At 74.2% G+C, this 23,244-nt stretch carries 19 protein-coding genes and 3 tRNA genes; 11 read left to right on the forward strand and 11 right to left on the reverse strand.

All coding sequences use genetic code 11. The features are described from left to right. Positions 1 to 544 precede the first annotated feature (544 nt). Complete coding sequence (locus tag ACA514_RS07575) at positions 545 to 1,456, forward strand: Lrp/AsnC family transcriptional regulator (protein WP_344277355.1); 912 nt, start codon at positions 545 to 547, stop codon at positions 1,454 to 1,456. A 43-nt stretch (positions 1,457 to 1,499) separates the two neighbouring features. Here ACA514_RS07575 and ACA514_RS07580 read toward each other — a convergent pair whose 3' ends face one another. From ACA514_RS07580 to ACA514_RS07600, 5 genes are all read right to left on the reverse strand, one after another. Further along, the gene (locus tag ACA514_RS07580; RefSeq protein WP_375040302.1) at positions 1,500 to 3,095 is read right to left on the reverse strand and encodes a Na+/H+ antiporter; all 1,596 of its coding nucleotides are present in this window, start codon (positions 3,093 to 3,095) and stop codon (positions 1,500 to 1,502) included. 74 nt (positions 3,096 to 3,169) lie between these two features. Beyond that, complete coding sequence (locus ACA514_RS07585; protein ID WP_375040303.1) at positions 3,170 to 4,057, reverse strand: LysR family transcriptional regulator; 888 nt, start codon at positions 4,055 to 4,057, stop codon at positions 3,170 to 3,172. Between the two features lie 72 nt (positions 4,058 to 4,129). Further along, positions 4,130 to 5,707 carry an MFS transporter gene (locus ACA514_RS07590; protein ID WP_375040304.1) on the reverse strand — a complete coding sequence of 526 codons (1,578 nt, stop codon included), beginning with the start codon at positions 5,705 to 5,707 and terminating at the stop codon, positions 4,130 to 4,132. Between the two features lie 46 nt (positions 5,708 to 5,753). Next, on the reverse strand, positions 5,754 to 5,984 hold the full coding sequence (locus ACA514_RS07595) for a UBP-type zinc finger domain-containing protein (protein ID WP_375040305.1): 231 nt from the start codon (positions 5,982 to 5,984) through the stop codon (positions 5,754 to 5,756). Between the two features lie 65 nt (positions 5,985 to 6,049). Then, a complete protein-coding gene (locus ACA514_RS07600; RefSeq protein ID WP_375040687.1) occupies positions 6,050 to 7,084 on the reverse strand; it encodes a GDP-mannose 4,6-dehydratase in 1,035 nt (344 codons plus the stop codon). Positions 7,085 to 7,328: 244 nt separating this feature from the next. On the opposite strand from ACA514_RS07600, the gene folP reads away from it, so the two are divergent. After that, a complete protein-coding gene (folP, locus tag ACA514_RS07605; RefSeq protein ID WP_375040306.1) occupies positions 7,329 to 8,165 on the forward strand; it encodes a dihydropteroate synthase in 837 nt (278 codons plus the stop codon). Here the strand turns inward: folP and ACA514_RS07610 are convergent, their stop codons facing one another. Then, complete coding sequence (locus ACA514_RS07610) at positions 8,166 to 8,723, reverse strand: CGNR zinc finger domain-containing protein (RefSeq protein ID WP_375040307.1); 558 nt, start codon at positions 8,721 to 8,723, stop codon at positions 8,166 to 8,168. It lies immediately after the preceding gene. A gap of 275 nt (positions 8,724 to 8,998) precedes the next feature. Between ACA514_RS07610 and ACA514_RS07615 the strand changes: the two genes are divergently transcribed. Further along, on the forward strand, positions 8,999 to 10,573 hold the full coding sequence (locus ACA514_RS07615; protein ID WP_375040308.1) for a Na+/H+ antiporter: 1,575 nt from the start codon (positions 8,999 to 9,001) through the stop codon (positions 10,571 to 10,573). A gap of 15 nt (positions 10,574 to 10,588) precedes the next feature. Here the strand turns inward: ACA514_RS07615 and ACA514_RS07620 are convergent, their stop codons facing one another. After that, the gene (locus ACA514_RS07620; RefSeq protein WP_344277329.1) at positions 10,589 to 11,161 is read right to left on the reverse strand and encodes a hypothetical protein; all 573 of its coding nucleotides are present in this window, start codon (positions 11,159 to 11,161) and stop codon (positions 10,589 to 10,591) included. 329 nt (positions 11,162 to 11,490) lie between these two features. Here ACA514_RS07620 and ACA514_RS07625 point away from each other — a divergent pair. The 3 genes from ACA514_RS07625 (at position 11,491) to ACA514_RS07635 (ending at position 11,777) form a co-directional block, all read left to right on the forward strand. Beyond that, a tRNA-Trp gene (locus ACA514_RS07625) sits at positions 11,491 to 11,562 on the forward strand. Positions 11,563 to 11,577: 15 nt separating this feature from the next. Then, a tRNA-Ala gene (locus ACA514_RS07630) sits at positions 11,578 to 11,648 on the forward strand. Between the two features lie 41 nt (positions 11,649 to 11,689). Then, positions 11,690 to 11,777 (forward strand) — tRNA-Ser (locus ACA514_RS07635). A gap of 48 nt (positions 11,778 to 11,825) precedes the next feature. On the opposite strand, the gene ACA514_RS07640 is transcribed toward ACA514_RS07635, so the two are convergent. Further along, on the reverse strand, positions 11,826 to 13,172 hold the full coding sequence (locus ACA514_RS07640; protein ID WP_375040309.1) for a pyridoxal phosphate-dependent aminotransferase: 1,347 nt from the start codon (positions 13,170 to 13,172) through the stop codon (positions 11,826 to 11,828). 142 nt (positions 13,173 to 13,314) lie between these two features. Here ACA514_RS07640 and ACA514_RS07645 point away from each other — a divergent pair, with 142 nt between their 5' ends. From ACA514_RS07645 to ACA514_RS07665, 5 genes are all read left to right on the forward strand, one after another. Further along, positions 13,315 to 14,241 (forward strand): LysR family transcriptional regulator, encoded by a 927-nt coding sequence (locus ACA514_RS07645; RefSeq protein WP_375040310.1) that lies wholly within the window; start codon positions 13,315 to 13,317, stop codon positions 14,239 to 14,241. A 252-nt stretch (positions 14,242 to 14,493) separates the two neighbouring features. Next, positions 14,494 to 15,210, forward strand: a complete 717-nt coding sequence (locus tag ACA514_RS07650; protein WP_375040311.1) for a VC0807 family protein — start codon at positions 14,494 to 14,496, stop codon at positions 15,208 to 15,210. Between the two features lie 138 nt (positions 15,211 to 15,348). Beyond that, positions 15,349 to 16,521 (forward strand): Ig-like domain-containing protein, encoded by a 1,173-nt coding sequence (locus ACA514_RS07655; protein WP_375040312.1) that lies wholly within the window; start codon positions 15,349 to 15,351, stop codon positions 16,519 to 16,521. Positions 16,522 to 16,684: 163 nt separating this feature from the next. Further along, a complete protein-coding gene (locus tag ACA514_RS07660; RefSeq protein ID WP_375040313.1) occupies positions 16,685 to 17,914 on the forward strand; it encodes an Ig-like domain-containing protein in 1,230 nt (409 codons plus the stop codon). A 130-nt stretch (positions 17,915 to 18,044) separates the two neighbouring features. After that, the gene (locus tag ACA514_RS07665) at positions 18,045 to 20,189 is read left to right on the forward strand and encodes a hypothetical protein (protein WP_375040314.1); all 2,145 of its coding nucleotides are present in this window, start codon (positions 18,045 to 18,047) and stop codon (positions 20,187 to 20,189) included. Positions 20,190 to 20,202: 13 nt separating this feature from the next. Here the strand turns inward: ACA514_RS07665 and ACA514_RS07670 are convergent, their stop codons facing one another. The 3 genes from ACA514_RS07670 to ACA514_RS07680 are packed head-to-tail and all read right to left on the reverse strand — an operon-like array spanning position 20,203 to position 22,908. Continuing rightward, positions 20,203 to 21,132 (reverse strand): carbohydrate kinase family protein, encoded by a 930-nt coding sequence (locus tag ACA514_RS07670; protein WP_375040315.1) that lies wholly within the window; start codon positions 21,130 to 21,132, stop codon positions 20,203 to 20,205. Further along, entirely contained in the window at positions 21,129 to 21,770 is a 642-nt protein-coding gene (locus ACA514_RS07675; RefSeq protein ID WP_375040316.1) for a hypothetical protein, read from the reverse strand. Before ACA514_RS07675 ends, ACA514_RS07670 begins: the two co-directional genes overlap by 4 nt. Then, a complete protein-coding gene (locus ACA514_RS07680) occupies positions 21,763 to 22,908 on the reverse strand; it encodes a hypothetical protein (RefSeq protein ID WP_375040317.1) in 1,146 nt (381 codons plus the stop codon). The genes ACA514_RS07675 and ACA514_RS07680 overlap by 8 nt, the downstream gene beginning before the upstream one ends. Positions 22,909 to 23,244 lie beyond the last annotated feature (336 nt).

The raw sequence follows: 23,244 nt of genomic DNA on the forward strand, positions 1-23,244 counted from the left end.
ATCTCCGGCGCTGCGTCCGTCCCCTTCCAGGCGCAACGGAAGTGTCTTACCGGACGAGGCTGAAAAGCGTGCAACGTGGGGCTTGGCTCTCTGTAAAGTTACCTCTTGACGTAACTGCGCCCTCGATGCACTTTTCTTACATGTGCGTCATGCGGACGGCCGACCCGCCCTAGGGCGCGCACATCAGAACACCGGGAGAAGGCGCAATGCAGGTCACGCACTCGAGCCCGGTCTGCCGCACCCGTCCGCGCCGCGGGCCGCCCCGTCCGCGCCGTCCCCCCGGGAGTGACCATCGCCACCCCGCGCGCCCGCCGCCCCGTCCCGGGAAGCGCCCGCGCGCGGACCGGCCCCGGCCGCGTTGCGCTCCCGGACCGGCTCGCGCGGCGTCGGAAACGGCGCCGCCCGCAACCCGGCGCCGACGCTTCCACGGTCATCGGGCGGGACGAACACGAGCAAGATCAATATTTGACGTCATACCGTCCTGAAATGGAATGATCTTGCAGTTGCCAGCAGAACGATTCATCACATGTCGAGGAGGACAGCCGTGCTGGATGCGGTCGACGCCGTGCTCGTCCGCGAGCTCCAGCGGGATGGCAGGGCGACCTTCCAGGCGCTCGCCGACCGCGTCGGGCTTTCCCGCACGGCCGTGCGGGCACGGGTGCAGAACCTTCTCGAGACCGGCGTCGTGCGCGTCGTCGGCATCGTGCACGCCGCCGTCGTCGGGGCGGAGGCGATCGGGCACGTCTCGATCACCGTGGACGGATCGGCCCGGGAGGTCGCGGACGCCATCGCGGGCCACCCGGCGGTCAGCTTCACCGCACTGACCGCCGGGCCGCACGACCTGGTCGCGCAGGTGCGCACCCGCGACGACGCCGCGCTCGCGGCCGAGGTGGACCAGCTGCGGTCCGTCCCCGGCGTGCGCTCGGCGGAGGTGTTCCGCTCGGTCTCCACCGTCCGCGACACCCACGCGGTGGTGCGGGAGCTCGGCGAGGTCACCCTCGACGACATCGACTGGCGGCTGCTCCAGGAGCTGCAGCGCGACGGGCGCGCCCCCTACACCCGGCTCGCCCACATCATCGGGCTGTCCCAGGCCGCCACCCGGGCCCGGGTGGTCCGGCTGATGCGCACCGGCGTCATCCAGGTCACCGGGCTCGCCGACCCCCTCGCCCTCGGCGCCGCCGAGCTCGGCGGGTTCGGGCTCGTGGTCACCGGCGGGCTCCGCAAGATCGCCGAGGCGGTGGCCGCGCAGGACGGCGTCCGCTACCTGGCGACGGGCTTCGGCCGCTACGACATCGTCGGCCAGGCCGAGGCCGCCTCCCGCGCGGAGCTGGTCGCCGTCCTGGACGCGATCCGGTCCGTGCCCGGCGTGACGGTGCGGGAGTCCTGGCACCACCTGGACGTGGTGAAGGAGTCCTATGCCGTCGAACTCCCGGACCGCCCCCTGAACGGGGCGTGAGGGAGAGCCGCCGCGGGCGCCGGGGAACGGCGCCCCGGCGGCGTCAGTCGCGGCTGAGGGCGACCTCCTCCAGGTCCAGCTCGTGCAGGACCCGGTTCAGCACCTCGTCGTCGATCCGGCGGTCGTCGCGCATCTGCACGAACACCCGCCGCTCCGCCGCCAGCATCTCCCGCCGCAGCCGCCGGTAGGTGGCGGTCGGCACCTCCTCGCCCTGCGGGCCCGTCCCGCCGCCGAGCCGCTCCCACGCGCGCAGCTGCCGGTGCTCGGCCAGCTGCCGCAGCCGCTGCACGACCGCCTCGTCCAGGTCCTCGGCGGCGGTCAGCTCCGCCAGCCGCTCCAGCGCCGCGTTCGCCGCCGCGTGCTGGGCGCCCGCCTCGGCGACCGTGTCGGTGTAGCGCTCCCGGTCGCTCGCGACGCCGAGCAGCCGGATCAGCGCCGGGAACGTCAGCCCCTGCACCAGCAGCGTCCCGAGGACGGTCGTGAAGGTGAAGAAGATGATCAGGTCCCGGCCCGGGAACGGGTCGTCGCCGGACGCGCCGAACGGCACCGCGAACGCCGCCGCGAGCGACACCACCCCGCGCATCCCCGCCCACGAGACCACGGTCGCGCCGCGCCACCCGACGGGCTCCCGCGCGCGCTCCCGCCGCGACAGCAGCCGCGGCAGCCGGGACGCGGGGAACACCCAGACGAACCGGGCCGCGACCGTCACCGCGAAGATCGCCAGGGCCCACCCGGCCAGCTCCGGCCAGCCGTGCCCGGACAGCCCGTCCACCACCGGCGGCAGCTGCAGCCCGATCAGCAGGAACACCACCGACTCCAGCACGAAGACGACGACCTTCCAGAACGAGTGCCCGATCAGCCGGGTGACCGGCGCCGACTCGGTGAACCGGTGGCCGAGGTACAGCCCGCTGACCACCACCGCGATCACCCCGGAGGCGTGCAGGCTCTCGGCGATCAGGTACGCGGCGAACGGCGCCAGCACCGCCACCCCGTTCTCCACCAGCGGGTCGTCCAGCCGCGTCCGCAGCCAGTGCAGCGGCGGCCCGAGCAGCAGCCCCACCACAGCGCCGGCGCCCGCCGCGAACAGGAACCGCCACGCCCCGTCCGCCAGCGTGAACCCCGCGCCCGTCGCCGCGATCACCGCGACCCGGAACGCCGTCAGCGCGGTCGCGTCGTTGAACAGGCTCTCCCCGACCAGCACCGTCACCGTCCGGCGCGGCAGCCCGAGCCGCTGCGCCACGCTGACCGCGGCGACCGCGTCCGGCGGCGCCACGATCGCGCCGAGCACGAACGCGGCCGCCAGCGGCAGCCCCGGGACGAGCAGATGCGCCGCGTACCCGACGGCGAACGTGCTGAACAGCACCAGCCCGACCGACAGCAGCCCGATCGACCAGGCGTTCTCCCGCAGGCCCGCGTAGGAGCTCTGCCACGCCGCCGAGAACAGCAGCGGCGGCAGGAAGACGTACAGGACGAACTCGGGATCCAGCTCGAACTCCGGCACGCCCGGCACGAACGAGAACACCAGCCCCGCGATCACCAGCACCAGCGGCGCGGGCGCCCCGCCGCGGCGCGCCGCCGCGGCCACCGCCAGCGCCACGACCGGCACGGCCAGCAGCCAGAGTGCGTGCGTCGTTTCCACGCGCAGATCATGGCACGGCCTGGGCGGCGGCCCCGAACCGAGCGGCCGCGCGGGCTCAGCGGCGGGCAGGGGGCTCAGCGGTGCTCGCGCCCCCGCGGCTCCCGCCCGGCGTCCTTGGCGAAGGCCAGGAAGTCGCGGGCGGACGAGGGGAGCCGGCGGTGCGCGTGCACCAGCCCGATCAGCCGGGTGATCGGCGGCAGGAACGACCGGACGGCCACGCCCTCGGTGTCGTCCAGCTGGTTGCGGTACCACAGCAGCGAGCCCATCCCGGCGCGCACCCAGCCGAGCCAGGCGGCGCGCTCGTCGGTCTCCACCACCGGCACCGGCTTCGCGCCGACCCGCCGCAGCACGGTGTCGATCTCCGCGCGCCGGGCGCCGCCCCGGGCCGGCAGCACCAGCCGCATGCCGTCCAGCGCGGCGGGCGGCACCGGCTCGCGCACCTTCAGCGCGAGCGGCGAGATCAGCACCAGCTCGCGCTGCTCGAACGGGTGCGCCGTCAGGTCGCCGGGCACCGGCAGGTCGGTGAGCGCGAGGTCGGCGCGCCCGGCCCGCAGCACGGCGGCGACCTCGTCGCGGCCCCCGCAGCGCACCACCCGGACCCGCACCGCCGGCTGGTCGCGGGCGAACCGCGGGATCAGCCGGCCGGTCAGCTCCGGCTCCAGCGACGGGGTGGTCGCCACCCGCAGCTCGGCGCCCCGGCCGTCGGAGCGGCCCGCCGACATCCCCTCGATCGCGTCGACGGCGTCCAGCGCGGCCCGCGCCTGCCGGACCACCCGCTCGCCGACCGGGGTGAGGACCACGCCGCGGCCCGACCGGGCGAACAGCTCCACGCCCAGCTCGCGCTCCAGCTCGCGGACGGCGCGCGACAGCGCGGGCTGCGCGACATAGAGAGCCTGGGCCGCCGACGTCATCGTGCCGTGGTCGGCGGTCGCCACGACATAGCGCAGCTGCCGCAGATTCATGTCACGACCGTATGACAACGAACCGCTCCGGTCCTGGACATAGCCGGAATCGGCCCGAGAACGGGTCCGCGGTCAGGGCCGCGGCGGTGACGCCCTCGTCCCGTCCGGCGCCGTCCGCGCCGCGGGGACGGTGTCGCGTTCGGGCTGCAACTGGGGAGCGCCGACCGAGCAGTGGCTGCGGCACTCCGGTTCGACCGGCTCGCCGGACGGGGCGCGCAGCGCGTCGCCGGACACGGTGACGAAGGTCAGCACCGCGCCCGCGGCCAGCAGCGCCGCGCAGGCCGTCATGGCGACGTGGAAGCCGTCCGAGAAGCGGCTCGGATCGTTGTAGGCGTTGCCCGTGAGCCCGGCCAGCGGCGGGATCGCCGCGACCGCCAGCAGCCCGGCCGCCCGCGCGACCGCGTTGTTCACGCCGCTCGCCACGCCCGCGTGCCGGACGTCCGCCGTCGCCAGCACCGTGGCCGTCAGCGGCGCGACGACCGCCGCCAGCCCGAGCCCGAACACCACCACGGCCGGCAGCACGTCCCGCAGATAGGAGGAGTCCTTGCCGATCCGGCCGACCAGCAGCATCCCGACCGCGGCGACCAGCAGCCCGGCCGTCATCGGCAGCCGCGGGCCGACCTTCTGCGCGAGCGCGCCCGCCCGCGCCGACAGCAGCAGCATCAGCACCGTGACCGGCAGCAGCGCGGTGCCCGCGGCGATCGGCGAGAACCCGCCGACGACCTGCAGGTTGAGGACGAACAGGAAGAACATCACGCCCATCCCGCCGTACATGATGAACGTGACGGCGTTGACGGCGGAGAACTGCCGGGAGGCGAACACCTCCAGCGGCAGCATCGGCTGCGGCACCTCCCGCCCGGCCCGTCCGCCGAACAGCCGCCGGCCCCGCCCGCGCGCCCGCTCCACCAGGACGAAGCCGACCGCGGCCGCGAAGCCCACCACGGCGGCGGCCCCGATGACGGCCGGGGCCGTGCGCCCGCCCGGCGCCTCGGTGAGCGCGTAGGTCGTCCCCGCCAGCGCGAGCGCGGCCAGCACGGCGCCGGGCACGTCGAAGCGGCCGTGGGCGCCCGGGTCGACGCTCTCGGGGACGTGCCGGACGGCGACCAGCACCACCACCGCGGCGAGCGGCACGTTCAAGAGGAACACCCACCGCCAGCCCGCCGCCTCCACCAGCCAGCCGCCCGCGAACGGCCCGACCGCCCCGGCGACGCCGCCGAGCCCGGACCAGGCGCCGACCGCGCGCGGCCGGTCGTCGGAGGCGAACGACGCCTGGATGATCGCCAGCGAGCCCGGGGTCAGCAGCGCGCCGCCCATGCCCTGCAGCGCCCGCGACAGCACGAGCATCTCGACGTTGAGCGCCATCCCGCACAGCACGGAGGCCACCGCGAACCAGACCACGCCGATGAGGAAGATCCGGCGGCGGCCGTACCGGTCGCCCAGCGACCCGCCGAGCAGGATGAACCCGGCGAGCGTCAGCGTGTAGGCGTTGACCGTCCACTGCAGGCCCGCCATGTCGGCGTGCAGGTCCCGCGCGAGCCTCGGCAGGGCGACGTTCACCACGGTGGAGTCGAGCATCGCCACGCTCGACCCGAGGACGGTCGCCAGCATGATCCAGCGGCCGGGCGCCGTGCCCAGCCGGACGTCCGGCATCAGCGCCCCCCGACGCGGGAGGGCGCCCCTGGCCTTTCCATCCGCATCAGACGATCAGTTCGTCGGCGAAACACCAGCGCCAGTCCTCGCCCGGCTCGAACGACCGGACGATCGGGTGCGCTTCCTTCTGGTAGTGCGCGGTCGCGTGCCGCATCGGGGAGGAGTCGCAGCAGCCGACGTGCCCGCAGCTCAGGCACAGCCGCAGGTGGACCCACCGGGTGCCCTGCTCCAGGCACTCCTGGCAGCCCTGCGGCGTGTTCGGGGCCGGATCCTCCATCGGGACGGACTGCACATGCTCACAAATGGCCATATGGGCATCGTGCCACGCCCGCGGTCAAGGGATCACCAGTGGTCGGGGCTGAACGGCTCGTCCTCGGGGCGGGCGGACTCGGCCAGCAGCCGCAGGTCGGACTCGACCATCATCGTCACCAGGCCCTCGAAGGTCACGTCGGGCTCCCAGCCGAGCTGCTCGCGGGCCCGCTTCGGGTCGGCGCACAGCAGGTCGACCTCCGCCGGCCGGGTGTACTTGGCGTCCAGGACGACGTGGTCCTCCCAGTTCAGCCCGGCGGTGCGGAACGCGAACTCGACCAGCTCCCGCACCGACTGCGTCTGGCCGGTCCCGATCACGTAGTCCTCGGGGGCGTCCTGGGCCAGCATCATCCGCATCGCGCGGGCGTAGTCGCCGGCGTAGCCCCAGTCGCGCCGGGCGTCCAGGTTGCCGAGGCGCAGCTCCTTGGCCAGGCCGAGCTTGATGCGGGCCGCGCCGAGCGACACCTTCCGGGTCACGAACTCGGCGCCCCGCCGCGGCGACTCGTGGTTGAACAGGATCCCGCTGACCGCGAACATCCCGTAGGACTCGCGGTAGTTCTGCGTGATGTAGTGCCCGTAGCTCTTGGCGACGCCGTACGGGCTGCGGGGGTGGAACGGCGTCTTCTCGTTCTGCGGCGTCTCCCGGACCATCCCGAACATCTCCGAGGACGACGCCTGGTAGAAGCGGATCTGCGCGCGCCCGGGCGTGCGGGACGGGCTGATGCCCGACACCACCCGGATCGCCTCCAGCATCCGCAGCACGCCCATGCCGGTCACCTCGGCGGTGAGCTCGGCCTGCTGCCACGACATCGGGACGTAGGAGATCGCGCCGAGGTTGTAGACCTCGTCGGGCTGGACCCGCTCCACCGCCGAGATCAGGCTGCCCTGGTCGAGCAGGTCCCCGGTGGTGATCTGGACGTCGCCGATGTGCTTGCGCAGCCGCGACACGTGCGGATTCGCCTGCCCCCGGACCAGGCCCCACACCTCGTACCCCAGCTCAAGCAGATGCTCGGCCAGATACGAGCCGTCCTGTCCGGTGATGCCGGTGATGAGTGCTCGCCTGGACAGCGGATCCTCCATGGGCTGATCGGTGCGGCGCGGGGCCCGCCGCCGGGACGAACCCGGGGCGAGCGTGAAATATGAGGTTAGCGACCTCGCGGGGATGCTGACGAGGGAGGGCGCCGTTTGAACCGAATTTGCTTCTGGTTCGGCCGGCCGGCCCGGCGCCGCCGGTCCGCCCGCCGTCCAGGGGGCCCGCGGGCGCCGCGCCGCGTGGCGCCCGGGGCCCCGCGTGTGCCACGGTGTGGGCATCATGACCACTCCCGACGCCGCGCCGCTGCGGCTGAACGGGCGCGACCTCGGCCGCCACGCGATCATGGCCGTGGTGAACCGGACGCCCGACTCGTTCTTCGACAGGGGCGCGACCTACGGCTTCGGCGCCGCGCTGGACGCGGTGGACCGCGCCGTCGCGGAGGGCGCCGACATCGTCGACATCGGCGGCGTGAAGGCCGGCCCCGGCGAGGACGTCGGCGTCGCCGAGGAGCTGCGCCGGGTGGTGGACCTGGTCGCCGCCGTCCGGGAGCGGCACCCCGCCGTGGTGATCAGCGTCGACACCTGGCGGGCGGAGGTCGGCGACGCCGTCGCCGAGGCGGGCGCGGACCTGCTGAACGACACCTGGGGCGGCCCCGACCCCGCGCTGGCCGAGGTCGCCGCCGCGCACGGCGTCGGGCTGGTCTGCGCGCACGCGGGCGGCCTGGACCCGCGCACCCGGCCGCACCGGATCGGGTACGGCGACGTGGTCGCGGACGTGGTCGCCCATGTCACCGCCGAAGCGGAACGGGCGCTCGCGCTCGGCGTGGCGCGGGAGTCGATCCTGATCGACCCCGCGCACGACTTCGGCAAGAGCACCCGGCACTCGCTGGAGATCACCCGGCGGCTCGGCGAGATGACCGCGACCGGCTGGCCGGTACTGGTCGCGGTGTCCAACAAGGACTTCATCGGGGAGACCCTCGGCCGGCCCGTCGACAAGCGCGGCGTCGGCACCATGGCGGTGCTGGGCGTCTCGGCGCTGCTGGGCGCCCGCGTCTTCCGCGTCCACGACGTCGCCGCCGCCCGCCGCGCGCTGGACGCCGTCGCCGCGATCGCCTGATCAGAGCGCGGCCTCGCGCCGGCGGGCGCGGTAGGCGGCGACGTGCATGCGGTTGCCGCAGGTGCGGCTGTCGCAGTAGCGGCGGCAGCGGTTGCGCGACAGGTCCACCAGCACCCGCGAGCAGTCCGGCGCCTCGCAGGTGCGCAGCCGGTCCAGCTCGCCGGACGCCACCACGTACGCCAGCGCCATCCCGCAGTCGGCCGCCAGGTGCTCGCCCACCGGCGCGCCCGGCGCGAAGAAGTGCACGTGCCAGTCGTAGCCGTCGTGGTCGGTCAGGTGCGGGGTCGCGCGGACCTCGCCGACGATCTCGTTGATCAGCCGGACCGCGGTGGGCACGTCCGCGGTGCGGAACACCGCGTGGAACCGGTCGCGCAGCGCCAGCACCCGGGCCAGGTCGGCCTCGGTCAGCGCCCCGACGTCGCTGAACGCGCTGCGCCCGACGAACGCGCGCAGCTGCGGCAGCCCGCCGAGCCCCTCGGTGCCGGACGCGGCGCCGCCGGTGTTGATGAGGTCGACGACGACGGCGAGCGCGTGCTCGGTGTCATGAGTGAAGATCACAATGGCTCCAGTCTCGGGGGACCGGGGTCGTACTGCTCCTGGGGGGCGACCCCCAGACCGCCCTGACGAGGTCAGGACGGCCGAGCGCCCGGCAGCGCCGCCGGGGCCGGAACGCGGCCCGGCCCCCACCCTACGACGCCGGAGGGCCCCGCCCGCGCCGACCCGGGCGGCTCGGCCCGCCCGGTTCCGGCCCCACTGCCTGCGGGAACGTTCCACGATCGGTTCCGGGCGCGCGCCGGGCGCGTACCGCGCCGTGATCCGGAGAGGATCACGGCGTGGAGGGGGACCGGCTGTTCATCGTGTTCCTGGTCGTCGCCGTGGTGGTCCTGGCGGCCCGGGCGCTGGCCGGGCGGCTGCGGCTGCCGGACGCGATCGTGCTCGTGCTGCTCGGCATGGCGGCCGGCTTCGTGCCGGGACTGCCCGCCGTGGTCGCCCCGCCCGAGCTGGTGCTGATGGGGTTCCTGCCGCCGCTGGTCTACCACGCCGCCTTCTTCACCGCCCCGCGCGAGGCCCGCGCCGACGCGGTCCCCATCGTCACGCTGGCGTTCGGGCTGACCGCCGTCACCACCGCGGCCGTCGCCGCCACCGTGCACGCGCTCCTGCCCGGCCTCGGCTGGGCCGCCGCGCTGGCGTTCGGCGCCGCGGTCGCGCCCACCGACGCGGTCGCCGCCACCGCGGTCCTGCAGCGGCTCGGCGCGCCCGCCCGGCTCGTCACCATCCTGGAGGGCGAGAGCCTGATCAACGACGGCGTCGCCCTGACGATCTTCGGGCTCGCCATCGAGGCGATCGGCGTCGGGTTCGCGCCCGCGCACGGCGCCGTCCGGCTCGTCCAGGTGGTGCTCGGCGGCGTCGCCTACGGGCTGGTGCTCGGCGTGGTGGTCCGCCGGATCCGGCGGCGCATCCAGGACCCCATCAGCCAGGTGATCGTTTCGCTGGTCACCCCCTACCTGGCGTTCATCCCCGCGGAGAACTTCGGCGCGTCCGGGGTGCTGGCGACCGTCGTGGCGGGCTTCTCCATCGGCACCCACGGCGAGGGCGTGCTGCAGCCCGCGTCCCGGCTGGCCGGCACCACGTTCTGGCGGATCCTGACCTTCCTGCTGGAGTCGGCGCTGTTCGTGCTGCTCGGCCTGGAGATCCGCGAGATCATCCGGGCGCCCGGCGGGCACACCTGGCACGCGGTGCTGCTCACCACGCTCGCGGTGTCGGCCGTCGTCATCGGCGTCCGGCTGCTCTGGGAGCTGGGCAACGGACCGCTCGCCCGGCTGGTGCCGGGCGGCCGGCGCAGCCGGCAGGGCCTCGGCTGGCGGCAGCGGCTGGTGATCGGCCTGGGCGGGATGCGCGGGGCGATCTCGCTGGCGATCGCGCTGTCGCTGCCCGCCGCCGTCGGCCCCGACCGGGGCGTGCTGGTGCTGCTCACCGCGCTGGTCGTGCTGATCACGCTGATCGGGCAGGCGCCGCTGCTGCCCCCGCTGCTGCGCGGGCTCGGGCTGATCGAGTCCGACAAGCACCGGCTGGAGGTGATGACGGCGCGCAAGGCCGGGCTGCAGGCCGCCCTGGCCCGGCTGGACGAGCTGGCCGAGGACGAGGAGGTCGACGACCAGACCGCCGAGGCGTTCCGGCAGATGCTCGAGCTGCGGCTGGAGCGCGTCCGCTACTTCCTGGACGAGGAGGACGAGACCGGCGGCCCGCCGCCCAACAGCCGCAAGGTGCGCGGCGAGCTGGTCAAGGCCCAGCGCGCGAAGCTGACCGCGCTGTACCGCAGGGGCCGGATCGGCGCCGGCACCCTGCGCCAGATCAGCCGCGAACTCGACTTCGAGGACCCGATCGTCATCCGCCGGACCCGCTCCTGAACCGGCCGGGCGCCCTCAGCGGGCGTAGTGGGGATCGGCCACGACCGGGTAGTAGGCGTCCGCGTGCTGCACCCGCATGGTGACGACCGACCCCTCCAGCGTGTAGTCCGCCTTCACCTGGCGGAACATCGAGTCGCTGGCCCAGGGGTTGTAGAGCCGCCCGACGGTCGCGCCGTAGCGCAGGTGGACGACGTCGTAGCCGCCGGACGGCATCGCCTCCAGGGCGAGCCCGTCGGCGAGGGACACGGGGAAGCGGAACTCCGAGGGGGCGTCCGGGCCGTGCACGACCGTGAGCAGCCGCACGCCGTTGTCGGTCGTCTGCGCGACGATGTCGGTGTCGACGTCCACGCCGACGAACACCCGCAGGCTGGGCCGCAGCACCTGCGCGACCGTGTCGGCCGCCGCCACGTCGATGCCGAGATGGATGCGCTGCCCGTCCTTGGTGGGCACCCACACGCCGTCACGCGCGCGCTGCCCCCACGCGACGTCGGGGTTCTCCATCTCCTGGGGCTCGTTCTTGCCCCGGGCGACGAGAATCCTCGAGGCGGCGCCCATCGCCGCGGCAGCCCCGTCCCGTGCGTGCCTCATGGCGGGCCCCCTCGCCTTCTTCTTTCCTCACGTACGTGACACCAAGCTCGTCCTGGGTTCACCACGGGTCCGCCCGCCAGGAAGTCCCTCGACCTGCCTGCCACTGCCAACGGGCGTGTTCGCGGTGTTCGCCCCGTGCGTCGTTGGACCTTACACCACGCTTATACGTGCCGTACGGGCGCATATTGATCGTTTCTCTCCGTGCCCGGGTCGTCGCATACCGCGCCCGGCGGAGGGGCGCTCCGGCAGGCCGCCCGCCGCCCGATAAATGCTTTGCGGCGGTGCCGCGAAAAGGCCCATCATCGAAACACGTCGAACGGACGGCACGAAGGGGTGAGCCACCGGATAGGCGGCCGGTCCCCAAAACCGGCGGAACGTGGGTTCGACTCCTACCGCCCCTGCTGAGCACGCTCGATGGGCCTGTGGTGCAACGGCAGCACACTTCCCTTGCAAGGAAGCGATCAGGGTTCGACTCCCTGCCGGTCCACGCGGTTCCGGCCGCCGCCGGGCGCTCTCCCGCCCGCGTGAGGAGGGTTGGCCGAACGGTAAGGCAGCAGTTTCGAAAACTGACGTCGAGGTGAAACTCGAAGGGGTTCGACTCCCTTACCCTCCGCCATTCACGGCGAACGCCCGCGGTCGCCTCTCGCGCGGTCGCGGTCTCGCGTCAGGCGAACGCGGCCCGTCCCGCCCTCGCGGCCTCCTTCAGATCGGCGAGCACCTCGGAGAGGCGGTCCAGGCCGCCGGCGATCCAGGGCAGCGACGCCGGGTCGGGGGAGGCGAGCGCGGCGAGGCGCTGCTCGTCGGTCTCCCCGTACAGCAGGCTGGGCGCGACCCGCAGGCGCAGCGCCCCGGGCGGCTCGCCGAACGCGCTGCCCGGCAGCACGCCCACCCCGTAGCGCTCCAGGAGCAGTCCGGACAGGTCCGCGGACGTCCGCACGCCGTGCCCGTCCCGCAGCTCCTCGCGCAGCGGGGCCAGGTCGGGATAGACGTAGAAGGCGCCCTGCGGGCGCGGCACCCGGGCCCCCGCCGCGGTGAACCGGCCGGCGACCGCCCGGGCGACCGCCGCGTGCAGCCGGCGGCTGCGGTCGATGTGCTCGACGAGCTCCGGCGGCTCGGCGAACGCGTACGCGGCGGCGTGCTGCATCGGGGCGGGCGCGCTGGACCAGATCTCGCTGGCGGTCCCGAGCAGGCCGGAGCGCAGCGCCGCGCCGAACGGGCCGTCCGGCAGCCGCGCCACCCCCAGGCGCCAGCCGCCGGCCGCCAGGCTCTTGCTCAGCGCCGTCGTCACCACCGTCCGCTCCGGCGCGTACCGGGCGGGGGACGGCACCGCGCGGGCGGGGTCGTGCACGAGATCGCGGTAGATCTCGTCCGAAATGATCACCAGGTCGAGGTCGCGGGCCACCGCGCACAGCCGCCGGACGGTCTCCGCGGAGGCGAGCGTGCCGGTCGGGTTGTCCGGCAGCGTCACGATCACCGTCCGGACGGTCCGCCCGGCGGCCCGCGCGCGCACGACCGCGTCGGCGAGCAGCGCCGGGCTCGGCACCCCGCCTTCGCCCGGCGGTGTCGCCACCCGGACCGGCCGCACCCCGGCGAGCGGCGCCTGCGCGGCGTAGCTGACCCAGCTCGGCGCGGGCACCACCACGTCCCCGCCGAGCGCCATCAGCAAGGCGAACAGCAGCGGCTTGCTGCCCGGGCCGCACACGACCGTGGACGGGTCGGTCGGGAGCCCGCGCCGCGCCCAGTACCCGGCCGCGGCGGCGCGGAGGGCGGCCGACCCGGCGACGGGGCCGTAGCCGCCGCGCCCGGCGGCGGCGGCGAGCTCCCGCGTCAGCGCGGGATGGATCGGGATGCCGGCCTCCCCGAAGCCCAGCGGCAGGACGCGCACCCCCTCCCGGCGCTTGCGGGCGAGCGCCTCGTTCACCGCGAGCGTCGGCGAAAGCGGGACGGGACGGGGCGCGAAGGACACGGGCCGGGCCGGGCGATCGTGCGCGGGCAGGTTATGGGCAGCCATCAACGCTCCAAAGGGCATGACGAGAACAACGGTGTGCGGCGGAAGAATCCCCCTGTGCGACCCGGCCGGGTTCGATCAATGCTTTCCCGCATTCAGCATCATCACAAGCGAGTCTCGGCGATGGTGACCGTAAGCTGGAGTGATGCTGGAGCTGCGCCGCCTGCGGCTGCTCGCCGAGTTCGCCCGCCGCGGCAGCATCGCCGCGACCGCCGCCGCCCTCGGGTACACCCCGTCGGCGGTCTCCCAGCAGCTGGCCGCGCTGGAACGCCAGGCCCGCGTCCCGCTGCTGGACCGGACGGCGCGCAGCGCGGAGCTGACCGACGCGGGGCGGCGCCTCGCCGCGCGCGCCGAGGAGATCCTGAGCCTGGTGGAGACCGCGGAGGCGGAGCTGTCCGCGCAGGCCGACACGCCCACGGGGCGCGTGGTGGTCACCGCGTTCCCGACCGCCGCCGTCGCGTTCGCGCCCGCGCTGGCGCGCAGTCTCGGCGAGCATCCGGGGCTGACCTTCGTGCTCCGCCAGACCCGTCCGGGCGACGGCGTCCGCCAGGTGCAGAACGGCGAGGTCGACATCGCGCTGATCGACGACTGGACGGGCAAGGTCCCCGACCAGTCCCCGGCGGTGCTGGAGTTCTTCCACCTGCGCCGCGACCCGCTGGTGCTGGTCGTCCCGGCCGCGCACCCGATGTCGGACCCGGGCCGTCCCGTGGAGCTGCAGCGGCTGCGGGAGGAGCCGTGGATGGCGGCGCCGCCGGGCGAGCCGTCCCGGCAGGCCGTCGAGCGGCTGCTGGACACCGTCGGCGGCGCCCGGCCCGTCCCGTGGGAGTTCGAGGGCCTGCACACCATTCTCAGCCTGGTGGCGCGGGGGATCGGGATCACCGCGGTGCCCGCGCTGGCGCTGGCGGCCGGCGACCGGGGCGTGGCGGTGCGCCGGATCCCGGAATGCACCCTGGCCAGGGAGGTGTACGCGGTGACGCGGCGGGCCAGCGTGCGGCGGCCGTCGGTGGCGGTCACGCTGCGCGCGATCTACGCCGCCGCCCGCGACGTCCAGCCCGCGCCGCCGGACTCCTGACCGCTTCCGGCCGCGGCCCGCACCAAGAGAGGGAGAAATCCGAACTAAGAGACAAAACGCCTCAATAGATCGCTCTGTGGGGGGAAGTCGCAGGATGAGAGAGCAATCCGACGGACGGTCGGAACACGGACGCCCCCAGGTTCGTCAAAACGGGAAGATGCGCGCGGATCATCACGTACGGTGGTGCGAATCGTGACGGCATCCCAGGCCATGCATCAGTCCATGCACACCGATCGGGGAGCGCAGCACTCGATGGAACGACCAGCGACGACGCCGGCCGCGACGGCGGCCGGGCCCTCCGGCGCGACGGCGGTGGCCGTGGTCGCCGAGGGCGGCGGGCACCACTTCGAACTGCCGCGGATCCGGGCGCTGCTGCTGCACGCGCTCCCGCGCTTCGCCGAAGGGGTGATCGCGCCCGTCGCGGTCTTCTACGCCGCGCTGGCGCTGCTGGGACTGAACGGCGCGCTGGCCGCAGCGGTCGCGTGGGTGTACGGCGGCATCATCTTCCGCTACCTGCGCGGGCATCCCGTCTCCGGCATGCTGCTCCTCGCCGCGGTCGGCGTGACCGTGCGGGCGGTCCTGGCGGCGGCCACGCACAGCGCCGTCGTCTACTTCCTGCAGCCGACCCTCGGCACGCTGATGGTGAGCATGGCCTTCCTCGCCTCCGTGCCGCTCGGCCGGCCGCTGGCGATGAAGCTCGCCCGCGACATGGTGCCGATCCCCGAGGCCTTCTTCCGCCACGACAAGGTGCACCAGTTCTTCCTGCGCATCTCGCTGCTGTGGTCGATGGTGCTGTTCGTCAACGTCGGGCTCAGCCTGTGGATGCTGTTCAACGAGTCGATCGGCACCTACCTGTGGCTGCGCACCAGCATGGTCGCCGGCCTCGGCGCCCTGGGCGTCGGCGTCTCGGTGATGGGGTTCAAGCGGCTCCTGCGGCACGTGAACCGCGACCCCTCCCCGGCGGCCTGACCCCCGGCCCGGCCGGCCCCCCGACGTCCTGAGCTGCTGTTCCCCGGCGTCCGCGCGAACTTTTCGGGCTCCGCGCCCATCTCCCTTTGTACAGGCATTCACCGAAGACGGGTGAGTCTTGGGACTTGGGGGAGTTTCGTGACGATCAACGGGCGGCCGGCAGTGGCGGCGACCGGAATCGCGGGTGCCGTCGCGGTGCTCGCGGCGGGGTGCGGCATCGGCGGCACGGGCGTGCTGTCGGCGGGCGAGTCCGACACCACGATGACGATCACACCGGCGACCGGGACGCGCGCGGTCAAGCCGGACGCGGTGATCGAGGTGAAGGCGTCCGGCGGGAAGCTGGCGAAGGTCACCGTCCAGGGGAACAAGGGCTCGGCCGTCACCGGACGGCTCACCGGCGGCCACAAGACGTGGCGCTCGACCCGCACGATGACGCCCGGCGCGACCTACACCGTGACCGCGCAGGCCAAGAGCGGCGGCAAGCTGCGCACCGTGACCAGCGCGTTCACCACGCTGACCCCGGCGCAGACGCTGTCCATCACCGACGTCACGCCGAACCTCCCCGGGGAGAAGGTCGGTGTCGGCATGCCGATCATCCTGCAGTTCGACCGCCCGGTCGCCGACAAGGCGGCGGTGGAGAAGGTCCTGCACGTGTCCCCGGACAAGCCGGTCGAGGGCGCCTGGCGCTGGATCGGGTCCCAGGAGGTCGTCTACCGCACGAAGACCTACTGGCAGCCGCACCAGACCGTCCGGTTCCGGGCCGACCTGGCGGGCGTGAACGCCGGAGGCGGCGTCTACGGGGCCGCGGACGCCGCGGCGACGATGAACGTCGGCGCCGCGCAGATCACCACCGGCGACATCGGCGGCCACCACATGACGGTGACGCGGGACGGCCGGAAGCTGCGGACGATCCCGTTCAGCGCGGGCAACGGCGAGACCCGGGAGTTCACCACCACCAGCGGCGTCCACCTGCTGATGGACAAGGGCAACCCCGTGACGATGACGTCCCCGGGCCGGCAGCCCGGTGACCCGGGCTACTACCAGGAGGTCGTCGACAACGCGGTGCGCTTCTCCAACAGCGGCGAGTACGTCCACTCGGCGCCCTGGTCGGTCGGCTCGCAGGGGTCGGCGAACGTCAGCCACGGCTGCCTGAACGTCAGCCCCGCGAACGCCGAGTGGTTCTACGGCATCGCCCAGCGCGGCGATGTGCTCAACCTCACCGGCACCGACCGCCAGGTCGAGTGGGACAACGGCTGGAGCTTCTGGCAGCTGCCGTTCGCCAAGTGGAAGGAGGGCGGCGCCCTTGGCTGAGCACGGCGGGCCCGCCCCGGCGGCGCGCGATCCGCGCTACCGACCGTTGTCCGGTTGCAACGCTTTGATCTCGGACTACGGCCAAAACCCCGGGTCGTGGCCTCATCACGGGATTTTGTCGCTAATGTCGCTGAGATAGACGGCGGGGTTCTGGAGGTTTGACGTGCAGCGGAGGGTGTCCGCGGGTGTCCGGGCCGGTGCGGGGATGGCGGGGGCCGTGCTGCTCCTCACCACCGCCTGCTCGGGCGGCGAGAAGGAGCACGGCGTCCCGGTCGGCGAGAAGGGCGACGCCGCCGTGCCGCAGGTGACGATCGATCCGGGCAACGGCAACGGCAAGGCGGCGCCCGAGCACGGCGTGACCGTCACGGCGGCGGGCGGCACGCTGCAGCAGGTCACCGTGACCCGCAAGGGCAAGCCGGTGGACGGCGCGATGGCGGCCGACAAGAAGTCGTGGAAGTCGCGCACGCTGCGTCCCGGCTCCCAGTACCAGGTGTCCGCGGTCGCGACCAGCCCCAAGGGCAAGTCGACCACCGTCAACTCCACCTTCAAGACGCTCAAGGCGGCCAACGAGCTCGACATCACCGACGTCTCCCCGACCTCGGGCGAGAAGGTCGGCGTCGGCATGCCGATCATCGTCACCTTCAACCGCGCCGTCGGCGACAAGAAGGCCGTCGAGCAGGCCCTGGAGGTCAAGTCCAGCAAGCCCGCCACCGGCGCCTGGCACTGGGTCGGCGACACCCAGGCGATCTTCCGGACGCAGAACGGGCACTACTGGCAGCCCAACCAGAAGGTCACCTTCACCGCCAAGCTGTCGGGCGTGAAGTCGGGCAAGAAGACCTACGGGACGAGCGACTTCAGCCGCAAGTTCAGCGTCGGCGACTCCCACATCATCACCGCCAGCACCAAGACCCATCACCTGACCGTCAAGAAGAACGGCAAGAAGGTGAAGAGCTGGCCGATCAGCGCCGGCCGCGGCGGCCGCGTGGTCAACGGGGTGGACACCTACGCCACCACCAGCGGCGTCCACCTGACCATGGGCAAGGAGAATCCGGCGATCATGACGTCGGAGTGGATGGGCGTGAAGCCGGACGAGCCCGGCGGCTACAAGGAGGTCATCCCGTTCGCGGTGCGGATCTCCAACAGCGGCGAGTACATCCACTCGATGGCCTCGACGGTGTGGGCGCAGGGCCACCAGAACGTCAGCCACGGCTGCGTGAACTCCCCGCCCTCCGCGGCCCGCTGGTTCTACAAGTTCTCCTACCGCGGCGACCCGGTGATCATCACCGGCACCGACCGCGACCTGGGCTGGGACAACGGCTGGGGCTACTACCAGATGTCCTGGAAGAAGTGGGTCAAGGGCAGCGCCCTCGACCGCACCGTGACCACCGGCTGACCCCCCGGCTCTTGACTCCGCCTTGACCGGGGTGCCGCGCACAGTAAAGTCGAGGATGACGTAGGCCGGACCGCCGCCGCAACGCCCGCAGGCGGCGGCCCCGGCCCGGATCCTCACGCACTGTAGGGCGATGCACACGCGACCGGGGGACGGTGAAGGGACGGGCGGGCCCGTCAACGAGGTGGACGCCACCGTCATCGGCGGCCTCGTCCAGGCCCGTGACGTGCGCGGCGGCGTCCACCTGCACGTTCCGGCCGCCGGGCTGCCCCGGCCGCGGCAGCTGCCCGGCGCCGTCGCCCTGGTCGACCGTGACGAGGCGCTCGGTGCCCTCGACCGGGCGAGCGCCGGTCCGCCCGCCGTCGCGGTGGTGACCGGGCCGGCGGGCATCGGCAAGACCGCGGTCGCGCTGCACTGGGCACACCGCCGCCTTGACGCGTTCCCCGACGGGCAGCTGTACGCGGACCTGCGGGCGCATTCGGCCGTCCGTCCGGCACGCCCCGGAGACGTCCTCGGCGGTTTCATCCGCGGCCTCGGCGTCGCCGCCGACCGGGTGCCGTCCGGCCTGGCCGAGCGGGCCGCCCTGTACCGGTCCCTGACGTCCGGGCGGCGGTTGCTGGTCGTCCTCGACGACGCCTATTCGGTGGCACAGGTGACGCCGCTGCTGCCGGGCGCGCCCGGAGGCGTCGCCGTGGTGACCAGCCGGTGGCGGCTCGCCGCGCTGCTGGTGCACGGTGCCCGAGGCGTCCAGCTCGGTCCGCTCGGCGCCGACGCCGCGATGGAACTGCTGGGCCGGGCGCTCGGTTCCGGCCGTGTGGAGACCGAGCCGGACATGGCGGCCCGGCTGGTCGACCTCTGCGCGCGTTCGCCGCTCGCCCTCAGCGTCGCCGCCGCCCGGCTCGCCACCCGCCCGCGCTGGCCGCTCGGTGAGATGGTCGGCGCCCTCACCGAGGAGCGCCGCCGGCTCGAGGTGCTGGCGGCGCGCGACGCGGAGGGCGACATGACGGTGAGGGCCGCGCTGGAGCTGTCGTACCGAAACCTTCCCGGCCCGGCCCGGCGCCTGTACCGGCTGCTCGGCACCTACCCGGGCAGGACGTTCGACCACGGCGTGGCGGCCGCGCTCACCGGCACGGCGGCGACCGAGGCGGGGGAGCGGTTGGATGAACTGGCCGAGGTGAACCTGCTGGACGACGCGCCGGGCGCCCGCTACCGCTTCCACGAGCTGACCCGGCTGCACGCCCTCGGGCTGGCAGAGACCCGCGAACCGGAGCATGAACGCGCCGCGGCGCTCACCCGCCTGGCCGTTTGGACGGCCGCCGCCACGCTCGCCGCGAGCCGGGCCGCCGCGCCGTACCGGAGGCTGCCCGGCCCGCCGCCGGAGCCGGGCGTGCCCGAACCGCCGGCTTTCGACTCCGCCGCGCAGGCGCTCGGCTGGCTGGACCGGGAGTTCGCCGACCTGGAGGCGGTGGCGGAGAGGGCGCGCGCCGCCGGGCTGAACCGGGCGGCGTACCTGATCGTGGACGGGGCGTGGCCGCTGTTCCTGCACCGTGGCCGGCAGGCCCGGCGGCTCGGGTTCGACCGGATCGGGCTGTCGGCGGCCCGTGCGGCCGGCGATCGCGCGGGCGAGGCGAAGATGCTCAACCGGACCGGACTGGCACTTCGCGACCTCGCCCGCCCCGACGAGGCGGCGCGCGACTTCCTGGCCGCCCGCGACATCTGGCGGGAACTCGGGGACCGGTCCCGGCTCGCGGGCTCCGAACGCAGGATCGGCCTGCTCGAGCTGGACCGGAGCCGGTTCGACACGGCCGGCGCCCACTTCCGCTCGGCGCTGGGCGCCTACCGCGCCGCCGGCGACGACCGCCGGGCGGCGCTGACCCTCTGCGACCTCGCCGCGGCCCTCCTCGGCAGCGGGCGCGAGACGGAGGCGGCCGCGATCCTTACCGCGGCACGGGACTCCCTGGCGGCGGCCGACGACCCTTACAATCAGGCCCGCGTCCTGGTGCTGCTCGGCCGTGCCCGAGCCGCCGAAGGACGCGGGGCCGAGGAACTGGTACGCCGGGGCCTCGTGGCGATGCGCGAGATCGGTTCGGCCGCCGGCGAGGCGGACGCGCTGCTCGTCCTGGGCGACCTGGCGCTGCGGGACGGCAGGCGGGACGAGGCGCTGCGGCGTTACCACCGGGCACGCGAGGTCCTGGTGGACGCGGGCGCGTCCACCAGGACCCTCGACGAGCGGCTGGCGGCGGCCACCGACTCCGGTCAGAGCCCGAACCCGGAGTGACCGGGCCGGCGGGTCAGCGATCCCAGCGTCCCACCCGGGCCTCCGGGGGCGCCGCGTCGAGCAGTGCGGCCAGCTCCGGTGGGGGCAGCGACGCCGCGACCGGCAGCCGATGGGCGATCTTCCAGCCCGCGTGCACGACACCCGACCGCAGCGCCGCCACCGGGTCCCCGGTGTCGAGCAGGACGTGCAGGAAGGTCGCGAACAGCGCGTCGCCGGCCCCGGAGGTGTTCACCGGCGCGCCCGGCGTCACGGCCTCCACCGCGATGAGGGTCCCGTCGCGCAGTCCGAGCAGGGCGCCGCGCGGACCCCTGCCGACGCCCACCATTCGGCAGCGGCGGTGGCGCGCGAACAGCGCGGCGATCCAGGCGCGGGGCTCGCCGATCCGCTCATGGCTGCAGAACACCACGTCGGCGTGCTCCAACCACGGCCGGTCGTACTCGTCCGCCGGGTCGGCGATGCGGTGCACGTCCACCGCGATCGGCACGGCGAGGCCGGCGGCGCGAGGCACCAGCGGCCGGACGAACCGGGCGTTGGTGAGCACCGCCATGTCCGCGCCGCGCGCCTGCTCCGCCAGGAGCTCGAACGGGTAGGCGATCCGGTCGGCGGGTGCCAGGTGGGGCAGTCCCATCCGGCGCCCGCCCGGTCCCACCAGCACCAGCCCGAGGCACGACGCGGGACTGTCGACGATCCCCGGCCCGGCCAGACCCAGCCGGCCCAGCTCGCCGCGGATCAGCAGGCCCGCCGCGTCCCGGCCCACCGGGGCGCACAACCGCACGTCGTCGCCGAGCATCCGCTGGACCCGGGCGATGTGCCCCGCGGCACCGGACACGCCCGCCTCCATCCAGCCTGGACGCCGGGACGGCGCGTACCGCACGGGGAACTCTCCGACGGCGGCCGACACGTACAGGCTCACGACGCCCGCCACGACGATCGCCGCGGTCACGACGCCGCTCCCCGCACGGCCGTCCCGTCGGGCGCGGACGGGATCAGCTCGACCCTCCCGACGGCCTCCAGCAGGCAGGCCGGGCCGGAGTCCGCGCCGTGCAGACGCCCCGGGACGACGATCGCGCGGTCCAGGTCGTCGGCAGGCAGGCCCGCCGCCGTCCAGCAGTAGAGGAACGAGCCGTACACCTCCCGCCACAGATCCTCGGCGCCCGGCGGGACGGCGGCGCGCACGGTCCGGCCGGAGCGCAGCACCGCCAGGGAGCCCCCGCGGGTGTGGCCGACCGCCACGCCGCAGCCCGGGTAGCGGTGCAGCAGTGCGCCCAGGCGCGCGGTCGCGGCCGATGGCGGCCCGCCCACCGGCCCGGCGAGCACGTCGGCGGTCTCCAGCCGCCGGCCGTCCCCGCTGTCATCGTGACGGACGACCGTGTGGGCGTCCGCGGCGCGGAGCCGGCCGGGCGGCGCGGGAAGCGCCGCCTCCGACGCGGTGAACAGCGCGAGCCGCGGTTCGCGGGTCGTGCCGCCGCGCGGGATCACCAGCACGGCGGCCACGTCGCCGGCGGTGCCCCGCCCGGGCCGGGCCACGCAGAGGGCGCGGTCCAGCCCGAACAGCCGGGTGTGCACGATCCTCTCAGTCATGGCGCATCCCCTGACGGTCCAGGAACATCAGGTCTGCGGGCGGCGTCACCGGCACGGTGGCGGGTTGCGGCAGCCGCAGCAGCCGGTACATCAGCCGGCGCATGTTGCGAGCGAACCGGCCCGGCTCGGAGGTGATCCGTTCCGCGACCGGCAGCAGTGACTCCGGCCGGAAGCCGCCGGCGGCCTGTGCCAGCCGGCGGCGCAGCGAACCGCGGCCGGTGATCCGCGGCGCGCTCTCGGCCAGCCGCGCCGCCGCCGAGTCCGGCGCGACGTCAGCCTCGTGGAACGCTCCGAGGAGCACCGGGACCCCGGCCACGGCCCCGTACACCGTCGCGGACCCGTGGTCACCCAACACCCAGTCGGCGGCGGCCAGCACCGCCCGCCAGTCGGCCTCGGGCGGTACCAGCCTCATACCGCGGCGCACGCAGCCCGCCAGCCACGTCCGCACCTGCCACGACCCGTACCCCGACCACACGTTCGGGTGCAGCAGCGTCGCGACCTGGAACTCCTCCTCCGGCAGCTCCGCCATCAGCCGCGGCCACAGGCCGGGACGGCGTCCGAGCAGCGAGTGGCGCCCCCACGTCGAGGCGACGACCACCAGCTTGCGGCCGCCGCCCGCGCCCAGCGCCACCTGGTAGGAGGCCCGCCGGTCCCGGCTGGCGGCCAGCACGTCGTAGCACGGGTCGCCGACCACGCCGGCCGCCGGCAGCGCCTCCGGGCACGAGCGGGCCAGCGCCGCCCGGTCGTCGCGGTGCGCCAGCGCGATGGTCGACGGGACGAGGGCGCCGTCGTGCACCAGCCGCTGCGGATCCAGCCCGTACGCCAGCCGGCTGCCCGCCGCGCGCCCGGCGCGCCGGGCGACGAACTTGGTGTGGCCGACCCCGTGCGGCATCACGATCAGCGGCGCGTGCACCTCGTGGAGGCCGCCGTGGCTCGCCGCGATCGCGAGGTCGAACCGGGTCTGGGTCGCCTGTGCCCAGGACACCGTCGCGGCCCCGAGGCGCGCCAGGAACCGCTGCACTTCCTCGCCGAACACGTCGGGTCCCTGGGTGAACACCACCTGGACGCGCAGGTCGTTCTCCAGGAGCCGGGCCGCCTCCAGCAGCCGCTGCCCCGAGGTGACCGTGTGGACGATCATCAGGACGGTCCTGCACGCGCCGCCCGTCGCCCACCGTCCCGCGTCGAGCCCTATCGGAACCCGCCGCCATTCACTGCCTGACATCGCGCTTGTGCCCCCTTGTGGTCCGGCGCTGCGATTGTCGATTCGACGCGACCCGCCGCCGATGCTGCAGAACCGTTCTTGCGGTGTCCTTGCGGTGGCACTTGCGGGCGGGGTTGCGGAACCCCGGAGCGCCCGGCCCATACCGGCCAGGGAACACATCGCTCACTTGTGGCCATCCGAACTTGACAATGCGATGATCGTTCTTGTCAAAGACGGTCATGGCGAGGTCAGGGTGTCTTTCCCGGTGAGGGA

Origin of the sequence: Actinomadura sp. NTSP31, from assembly GCF_041951385.1 — a bacterium.
Classification (GTDB): Bacteria; Actinomycetota; Actinomycetes; order Streptosporangiales; family Streptosporangiaceae; genus Spirillospora; species Spirillospora napierensis.

Bases quoted from the DNA above. Each gene is read 5' to 3' on its own strand.
- ACA514_RS07585 (WP_375040303.1), bottom strand. From the start codon at position 4,057: ATGAATCTGCGGCAGCTGCGCTATGTCGTGGCGACCGCCGACCACGGC.
- ACA514_RS07590 (WP_375040304.1), bottom strand. From the start codon at position 5,707: ATGCCGGACGTCCGGCTGGGCACGGCGCCCGGCCGCTGGATCATGCTG.
- ACA514_RS07595 (WP_375040305.1), bottom strand. From the start codon at position 5,984: ATGGAGGATCCGGCCCCGAACACGCCGCAGGGCTGCCAGGAGTGCCTG.
- folP (WP_375040306.1), top strand. From the start codon at position 7,329: ATGACCACTCCCGACGCCGCGCCGCTGCGGCTGAACGGGCGCGACCTC.
- ACA514_RS07620 (WP_344277329.1), bottom strand. From the start codon at position 11,161: ATGAGGCACGCACGGGACGGGGCTGCCGCGGCGATGGGCGCCGCCTCG.
- ACA514_RS07640 (WP_375040309.1), bottom strand. From the start codon at position 13,172: ATGGCTGCCCATAACCTGCCCGCGCACGATCGCCCGGCCCGGCCCGTG.
- ACA514_RS07645 (WP_375040310.1), top strand. From the start codon at position 13,315: ATGCTGGAGCTGCGCCGCCTGCGGCTGCTCGCCGAGTTCGCCCGCCGC.
- ACA514_RS07650 (WP_375040311.1), top strand. From the start codon at position 14,494: ATGGAACGACCAGCGACGACGCCGGCCGCGACGGCGGCCGGGCCCTCC.
- ACA514_RS07665 (WP_375040314.1), top strand. From the start codon at position 18,045: ATGCACACGCGACCGGGGGACGGTGAAGGGACGGGCGGGCCCGTCAAC.
- ACA514_RS07675 (WP_375040316.1), bottom strand. From the start codon at position 21,770: ATGACTGAGAGGATCGTGCACACCCGGCTGTTCGGGCTGGACCGCGCC.
- ACA514_RS07680 (WP_375040317.1), bottom strand. From the start codon at position 22,908: ATGATCGTCCACACGGTCACCTCGGGGCAGCGGCTGCTGGAGGCGGCC.